The organism is Mongoliibacter sp. (assembly GCF_007692705.1).
Lineage (GTDB): Bacteria > Bacteroidota > Bacteroidia > Cytophagales > Cyclobacteriaceae > Mongoliibacter.
On the sequence record NZ_REBN01000140.1, the window covers coordinates 1 to 6,870 of the forward strand.

The 6,870-nt window shown below is 37.1% G+C and carries 9 protein-coding genes; 7 read left to right on the plus strand and 2 right to left on the minus strand.

What is annotated here, in order from left to right:
- The coding region (locus tag EA341_RS07920) for a cysteine desulfurase family protein (protein ID WP_293012798.1) at window positions 1–789 on the plus strand (789 nt) is incomplete at its 5' end.
- Here EA341_RS07920 and EA341_RS07925 read toward each other — a convergent pair.
- Window positions 784–1,380, minus strand: a complete 597-nt coding sequence (locus EA341_RS07925) for a nucleotidyltransferase family protein (protein WP_293012799.1) — start codon at window positions 1,378–1,380, stop codon at window positions 784–786. The two genes, EA341_RS07920 and EA341_RS07925, sit on opposite strands and share 6 nt — an antisense overlap.
- A 2-nt stretch (window positions 1,381–1,382) precedes the next feature.
- A complete protein-coding gene (locus EA341_RS07930; protein WP_293012800.1) occupies window positions 1,383–2,495 on the minus strand; it encodes an XdhC family protein in 1,113 nt (370 codons plus the stop codon).
- A 253-nt stretch (window positions 2,496–2,748) separates the two neighbouring features.
- Between EA341_RS07930 and EA341_RS07935 the strand changes: the two genes are divergently transcribed.
- The 6 genes from EA341_RS07935 to EA341_RS07960 all read left to right on the plus strand — a co-directional run.
- Entirely contained in the window at window positions 2,749–3,210 is a 462-nt protein-coding gene (locus tag EA341_RS07935) for a cold-shock protein (RefSeq protein WP_293012801.1), read from the plus strand.
- Between the two features lie 152 nt (window positions 3,211–3,362).
- A complete protein-coding gene (locus tag EA341_RS07940) occupies window positions 3,363–3,836 on the plus strand; it encodes a hypothetical protein (protein ID WP_293012803.1) in 474 nt (157 codons plus the stop codon).
- 64 nt (window positions 3,837–3,900) lie between these two features.
- Entirely contained in the window at window positions 3,901–4,992 is a 1,092-nt protein-coding gene (locus EA341_RS07945; protein WP_293012804.1) for a hypothetical protein, read from the plus strand.
- Between the two features lie 74 nt (window positions 4,993–5,066).
- Window positions 5,067–5,615, plus strand: a complete 549-nt coding sequence (locus EA341_RS07950; RefSeq protein WP_293012805.1) for an antitoxin Xre/MbcA/ParS toxin-binding domain-containing protein — start codon at window positions 5,067–5,069, stop codon at window positions 5,613–5,615.
- A gap of 1 nt (window position 5,616) precedes the next feature.
- Window positions 5,617–6,081: an RES family NAD+ phosphorylase gene (locus EA341_RS07955; RefSeq protein WP_293012806.1), complete on the plus strand. Its 465-nt coding sequence runs from the start codon at window positions 5,617–5,619 to the stop codon at window positions 6,079–6,081.
- A gap of 85 nt (window positions 6,082–6,166) precedes the next feature.
- Window positions 6,167–6,870 (plus strand): carboxylesterase family protein (locus EA341_RS07960; protein WP_293012808.1); only part of this gene is annotated, 704 nt, incomplete at its 3' end.

Genomic DNA, 6,870 nt, shown 5'->3' on the forward strand with positions numbered 1-6,870 from the left:
GTGACTTACTTGCCGGTAAATGAATATGGTGACATAGACTTGGAGCAATTGAAAGACAGCATTACCGATAATACGAAAATGATAGCCTTAATGTGGGCGAATAATGAAACCGGCGTTATTCATCCTATGCATGCAATAGCCAAAATTGCAGAAGAAAGAAATATTATCCTTTTTACAGACGGAGTTCAGGCAGTTGGAAAAATACCTCTATCACTAGAGGGGGTACATATGATGGCTATCTCGGCCCATAAATTTTACGGTCCAAAAGGAATAGGAGCGTTGTTTATCAGACACAATCATGTACTACCAAAACCACTTCCTTTAATTGTAGGAGGTGGACACGAGAAAGGTTATAGGAGTGGTACTTTGAATGTTCCTGGTATTGTGGGTATGGGAGAAGCTTCCCGATTAGCCCATAAAGAAATGAAAAACAATGAAAAGCAATTAAAAGTCCTGAGGGACAAGCTTGAAAATGAAATTTTAAAGTTAGAGGGAGTAAAATTAAATGGTAGTCAAAAAAATAGATTACCTCATGTGAGTAACCTAGCATTTGAAGGAGTGGGAGGGGAGGATCTACTTCAAAGACTTAATAAGGAAATTGCTGTAAGTTCAGGTTCTGCCTGTACGAGCATATCACCAAAGCCATCCCATGTCTTGGAGGCAATGGGAATCAAAGGTGAATTGGGAAGGTCTTCCGTTAGGTTTTCTTTAGGACGCTTTACTACTGAGAAAGAAATAGATTTTACCATAGATTATGTTAAAAAAATACTGGGTTCTTTGAGATCATAAAGTATAATTTTTCAACCTCATCAAATCTTCCTGGGTATCAATATCTACAGCTCCCTCAGGAAAATCAATGATAGCCACATCTTCCTTATTGGTCAAAATCACTTTTTTAGCACCTTCTTGAGAGGTTAAACGAAATAAAGCATCGAAATACTTTTGATCAAAAACAACAGGAACACCAATTGTATTGGCATAAGCACAACATGCTATTCCTTTTTTACTACTGTCCTTTTCATCCATCAATCGTGTTAAGAGCTGTTCATTTACAAAAGGTTGGTCGCATAACAATAATAATACCTGTGTCAAGTTTTTATTTTTTTCTAAAAGATACTTCAAGCCTACCTGCATGGATATGGACATACCTTTTTTCCAGTCAGGGTTAATGACTATGGAGAAACCTTTAAGTTCTATTTTATCTACAATTTTTTCATGATTGGCACCTAAGACTATCACTGATGGTATTTCGCCCAAAGAACTAGAAACGTTAATGCTATGTTGCAGTAAATTTTCCCCTTGATATTCTACCAATTGTTTGGCTTGACCCAGACGTGAGGAATTTCCAGCTGCAAGAATTATGATACCTGTTTGTGCCATTTTCATCTTTCTTCTTCATGTATTGGACCATCCTTATCTCGTAAAAAACCAGAGGATTTTTGACTCAATACTGCTTTTATTTCAGCGAATACTGAAAGTGCGATTTCCTCAGATCCCTCAGCACCAATATCCAATCCCATAGGGCCATAGATATGTTGCTGATTGGGTACTACACCTTCATTTACCAGCCTCTCCATCAGTTTCAATCGTTTCTTTTTGGGACCTAGAATTCCTATGTAAGGAATTGTTTTTTCAAGTAATCCCTTTAAAACCATAACTTCATATTCAAAATTGTGGGTCATCAATAATGCCACGGTTTGAGAATCAAAAGTCAATTTCGAAACTGCTTCATCAGCAGTGGTTACAATGATTTTCTTGGCCGTAGGAAACCTGCTTTGAGAGGCATAACTGCTTCTTCCATCAATTAATGTAAGCTCCCACCCAAGAATATCAGCTATCTTTGAAAGGGGTACGGTATCATTGCCAGCACCAAATAGCAAGAGGTGAATAGGCGCTTTAATGCATTCAAAAAAAATGAAGTGTTCATCAAAATCCAATATCTTATTAGATTGATTTTCAAATATATAATTGTTGTTATCTAAAATGTGATTTAGAATTTTATCCGGTATGTTTTTCTTATTTCCAACCGATGATTCCTGATCAAAAAGAAGTTGAGTCCCTATCTGCTCAGCCCTTGCGTTTTTCAAAGAAAATACCGTAATCAATATTTTTAAATTTCTGTCACGGATAGCGATTTTTAAAAGTTCCACAGGATTGGTTGCGCTGGAGTAGTCTACAGGTTCTATCAGTACTTGAATGATTCCATTACAACCTAAGCCAACCCCGAATTTCTGGTCATCTTCATCGGTAGTATCATAAGTTACTATCATTGATCTTTGCTGGAAGATGACTGATTGTGCTTTTCTCAACGCATCACCTTCCAGACAACCCCCAGATATGGCACCAGTAAGTTCTCCATCTTCAGTCACAAGCATCCTAGCACTGGGTCTTCTATAAGCTGATCCATCTACTTTGACTACTGTGGCTAAGGCGGTCTGTTTTCCTGATTCTTTACAATTTTGATAAGAAGCGATGATTTGAGTGATTTCCTTCATAGGTAACTTTTAATCCACTAATCTAAAATAAATTTAATGATCTTAAAGCTCTTGATTGGATGAATGGGAGGGAAATATGATGTTTTAGGAAATGCTTTTCAACTACAAATATCTTTTCAATTATTCGGTATTCATTGAAAATCTGATAGTTGCTTATTTTCTATTTTTTAGATTCAAAATGAATTAAACAGATTTGGCAATAGTTATTTAAGAAAAATAGGAAATTCACAAAATTTCTCGGTATTTTGTAGATATGGCAAAATCGAGAGAGACCTTTAATAAAAAAGAAAAGGAAAAACAAAGACAAAAGAAAAAGAAGGATAAGTTAGAAAAAAAGGAAGCCCGTAAGTCAGGTTCCGAAAAATCAACAGATTTTGAAGACATGATTGCTTATGTGGATGAGTTTGGTAACATCACTTCCACGCCACCTGATCCAGAAAGAAAAAAATTGGAAGTCGATCCTGACAGTATCAATGTGACTGTCCCTAAGGATTCTGAAATGTCCAATGCACCGGATGAGGCTAGGAAAGGAAGGGTTACATTTTTCAATGAGTCCAAGGGCTATGGTTTTATCAAGGACAGTCAGACTGGAGAAAGTCTTTTTGTTCACATCAACAAATGTTTGGATGAAATCAGAGAGAGTGATCAAGTCACCTTTGAAACTGAGAGAACTCCTAAGGGACTCAGTGCAGTAGATGTGAAATTGGTAAAATAATAATTTATTGATGCACCTTTGAATCTGCAGAATGATGCTGAGTTCAAAGGTGATTTCTTTTATAAGGGTTGGTGTATTAAAAATCAACCCTAATTTTTATTGCTTTGATAAGGCACAATTCTATACATAACCAAAAATAGATTCCCTCATTTATGCAAATCCCTAGCTTGGCAGCACTGAAAAAGGAACTTAACTTCCTGAGTGAAAAAGAACTTATAGAAACAGTTCTTGAATTGGCGAAATTTAACAGGGACAATAAGGCTTTTTTATATTTCAAATTATTTGAGAGGGGTAATCCCAGAATTTTTATAGAAATGGTTAAAGATGACTTGGATATAAGTTTTATGGATGCAAATACCAGAAACTACCATGTAGCCAAAAAGTCTGCCCAAGCCATTCGAAGAAAGTTGAACAAAAACCTCAAGTTGAGTAAAGATAAAACAGCGCATATTGAATTGATCATACATTTCTGTAAACAGATGAAGGTTTACGGTTTTTTAGAATATAGACATCCTGTTATAGAGAATCTTTATAAAATTCAGATTGGTAAAGTGGAAAAGCTGATTGCAGGTCTACACGAAGATTTACAATATGACTACCAATTGATCTTGGAAGAATTGGCTTAAGAAATTTTAAGATTCACTTTAAAAAAAGCCAGAACCTTGGTTCAATACTTAATGTTGTGATGCTATGAGACAAATTCTGCTTTGCATCATTTTTTGTACGTTCGGTTTTACAGGAAAAGCTTTTCCCCAAGAAGTTAGTTTTACAGTTTCAAAGAAAACAGAAACTATTCATAATGCCATTTTTGAAATTGTAGAAATTCAGGATGAGAGAAAAGGAGGGGAGAGTATAGGTGATATTTTTACACAAAGCACTGTATTATCAAAGGTTCGTCTAGGAAAGGATATCTCCCAAACCCTAAAAAATTATTTCAGCACATCGGTCATGAGTCAGGCAGGAAGCCGTCAGTCTATTTTAGTGAAAATTGAGCAATTTGAAATCAAAGAAAGCAAAAATACAAGTACTGTTGCTTCCGGTGAGCTTAAGATGAAACTTGGTTATTATGTGAAGGGAAGTTTTGACCCAATTCATTTAATGGACTATGAAGGAGGAATGAATTACAGGAGATCTATCAACAGACTTGATCTTGCAGAGCGGGTAGTTCAACAGGCTTTGGATAACAGTTTGGAATACTTTAACCAATGGATCAATTCGCAGGCACTGTCTAATCGTGCCCTGGCAGGTTCGGTTAAGTTGGTGATCGAAGATAGGGCCTTTAAAAGCGATAAGGATACCGTTTTTTATGATACGAGAAGACCACTTGTCTGGAGTGATTTTACAGACAGGCCAAGGTTGGGGTCAACTTACAATGCCATGATTTTTACTAGCCTGGCCATGGAAGGAAAACCTTTTGTGGAAGATGGAAGCATCATTATGCCATTGACAATAAAGGTTTATATGCTTCCAGGACAGTCTTGGGTAAGGGATAGAAATTCCTATTCTCTCAATCACGAGCAAAGACATTTTGATGTAGTCAGGGTGGTTGCAGACCGTTTGATTGCGAGGCTCAGAACTATGGATGTAAACCCTGAAAATTACGAGGCTTTGGTCAATGACGCCTACTTTGACGCATATCGCGAAATGAATAAGCTCCAGGAACTGTATGATAGACAAACAAATCATGGCAGAAAAAAGGATATTCAGGAACGTTGGAATCAATTGTTGGATGCTGCATTGGATGGTGATTACAAAAATCTGGAAAAAGTATTGAATGGATAATGATGAAAAATTATTAAGAATAATTTCTATTATCATTTCATTTGATTAAATTGATAATGTCAAATGAAATTTTCATGAAAAAGAAAATTAAAAATTATCCCATTATAAGTTCCGATTCCTTTTCGGAATTAAGGGATTTTCAGGGTGAAGAAGGATATACATCTAATTTTGTTGTTAAAAAAGGAGATGAAAAGTTTACCTATTCCATCAAGCCTGTTTTTGGATACCACATCAAATCTCTTCAAAGGGCTAAGGATCTGAAAGAAGTGGGAGAGCTTTTGGATAAAAATTTCACATATCAAGATGTCAGTCCTTTAATTGATTTTTTTGACCTCAAAGCTTCAGAGGTTGCAAAGGCAGCATCCGTATCACCCAGCACAGTCTCCAGATGGTCTGCGGATAGTTTGATAGGGAATGCAGGTTCTTATCAATTTTATAAAATGGACGAATTTGTCAAAAATGGGGTGGAGTTATTCGGCTCAGAAGATCAATTTAAGAAATGGATTTTTTCTTTCAATTTGGCCTTAGGGAGTGTCAAGCCATCACAGTTAATGCTTTCCCTTCATGGCTTGGAGATGGTCAATGAGGCTTTGGAAGCAATGCATTTTGGTAATGTGATGTAGTATGGCAATGTATTACAGGATTATGTCTGAAAAATATTATAAAGAACCATATAGCTGTTCTTTATTAGGAGCCCGATGGAATCCTCGGGGTTTTCCCATGATTTATGCTGCCAGTACAGCGTCTTTGGCTGCCTTGGAATATCTGTGTATCAAAGGGACATCAGTGAGTCAAGAAGCTTGGTATGTCCTGTCATTTGAAATTTCTGAGGAAAGTTTGATCGGTTCACTTGATTCGAAAAGCTTACCTGCCAACTGGGATATATTGCCTCATGGTAAGGTCACACAGGAGTTTGGTAAACAATGGCTTCAGGAAAACTCGTTTCCCTTTTTAAAAGTGCCTTCGGCAAGATTGCATATTTCATTTTATCCAAATGAACACAATCTCCTAGTTAATCCAGTGTTTCCCGAGATTCAGAAAAAATTTGTTTTTAAGCTTGCTGAGCGGTTTCAGTATAAACTAGGGTAGAAGGATTTGGCATAAAAGTGATGAGTGGTTAGGAATTAATTTTCTATTTGTTCAAATTGAGACAATAGAAAAAACCTTTAACCTAATGAAAGATAACCGTAGACAATTCTTACAGAAAATAGGGCTGGGTACAGCCGGTATTGCTGCAGCACCTTTTGTGACAAAAGCTGGAAGTACTGCAGCCAACAATACGCTTGACGATGATGACCAATATCTAGAAATAGGAGATGACATTGCACTGGCTGAAACTAGTTTTGGAAAAATAAGAGGGTATAAACTCAATGGTGTTTTTACCTTTTTAGGTGTACCCTATGGAGCCAACACATCAGGTCAAAACCGCTTTATGCCTCCCCAAAAACCGGAAAAATGGGAAGGTATCAAGGACATGATCTGGTGGGGCAATACCGCTCCACAGATCATGGACAACAGGTATGCTAATGTGCATTATTCCTTTGCTGATCACTGGAACTATGACGATTTGAGCGAAGATTGTCTGAAACTTAATGTTTGGACCAATGCAATTGCTGACGGAAAGAAACGTCCTGTGTTGGTTTGGCTGCACGGAGGAGGATTCACCAATGGTAACGGAATTGAACAGGATGGATACCATGGAGAAAACATTGCCAAAAATGGCGACATTGTATTTGTTTCCATCAACCACCGTCTGGGTCCAATAGGGTTTACGGATTTATCCGGAGTAGGGGGGAGTAAATATGCAAATTCCGGAAATGTGAGTATGTTGGATATCATTGCATCCTTGCAATGGGTAAAGGATAATATCTCCAACTT

Excerpts from the sequence above, each read along its gene's own strand:
- EA341_RS07925 (WP_293012799.1), bottom strand. The coding sequence starts at position 1,380 with ATGGCACAAACAGGTATCATAATTCTTGCAGCTGGAAATTCCTCACGT.
- EA341_RS07930 (WP_293012800.1), bottom strand. The coding sequence starts at position 2,495 with ATGAAGGAAATCACTCAAATCATCGCTTCTTATCAAAATTGTAAAGAA.
- EA341_RS07935 (WP_293012801.1), top strand. The coding sequence starts at position 2,749 with ATGGCAAAATCGAGAGAGACCTTTAATAAAAAAGAAAAGGAAAAACAA.
- EA341_RS07940 (WP_293012803.1), top strand. The coding sequence starts at position 3,363 with ATGCAAATCCCTAGCTTGGCAGCACTGAAAAAGGAACTTAACTTCCTG.
- EA341_RS07945 (WP_293012804.1), top strand. The coding sequence starts at position 3,901 with ATGAGACAAATTCTGCTTTGCATCATTTTTTGTACGTTCGGTTTTACA.
- EA341_RS07950 (WP_293012805.1), top strand. The coding sequence starts at position 5,067 with ATGAAAAAGAAAATTAAAAATTATCCCATTATAAGTTCCGATTCCTTT.
- EA341_RS07955 (WP_293012806.1), top strand. The coding sequence starts at position 5,617 with ATGGCAATGTATTACAGGATTATGTCTGAAAAATATTATAAAGAACCA.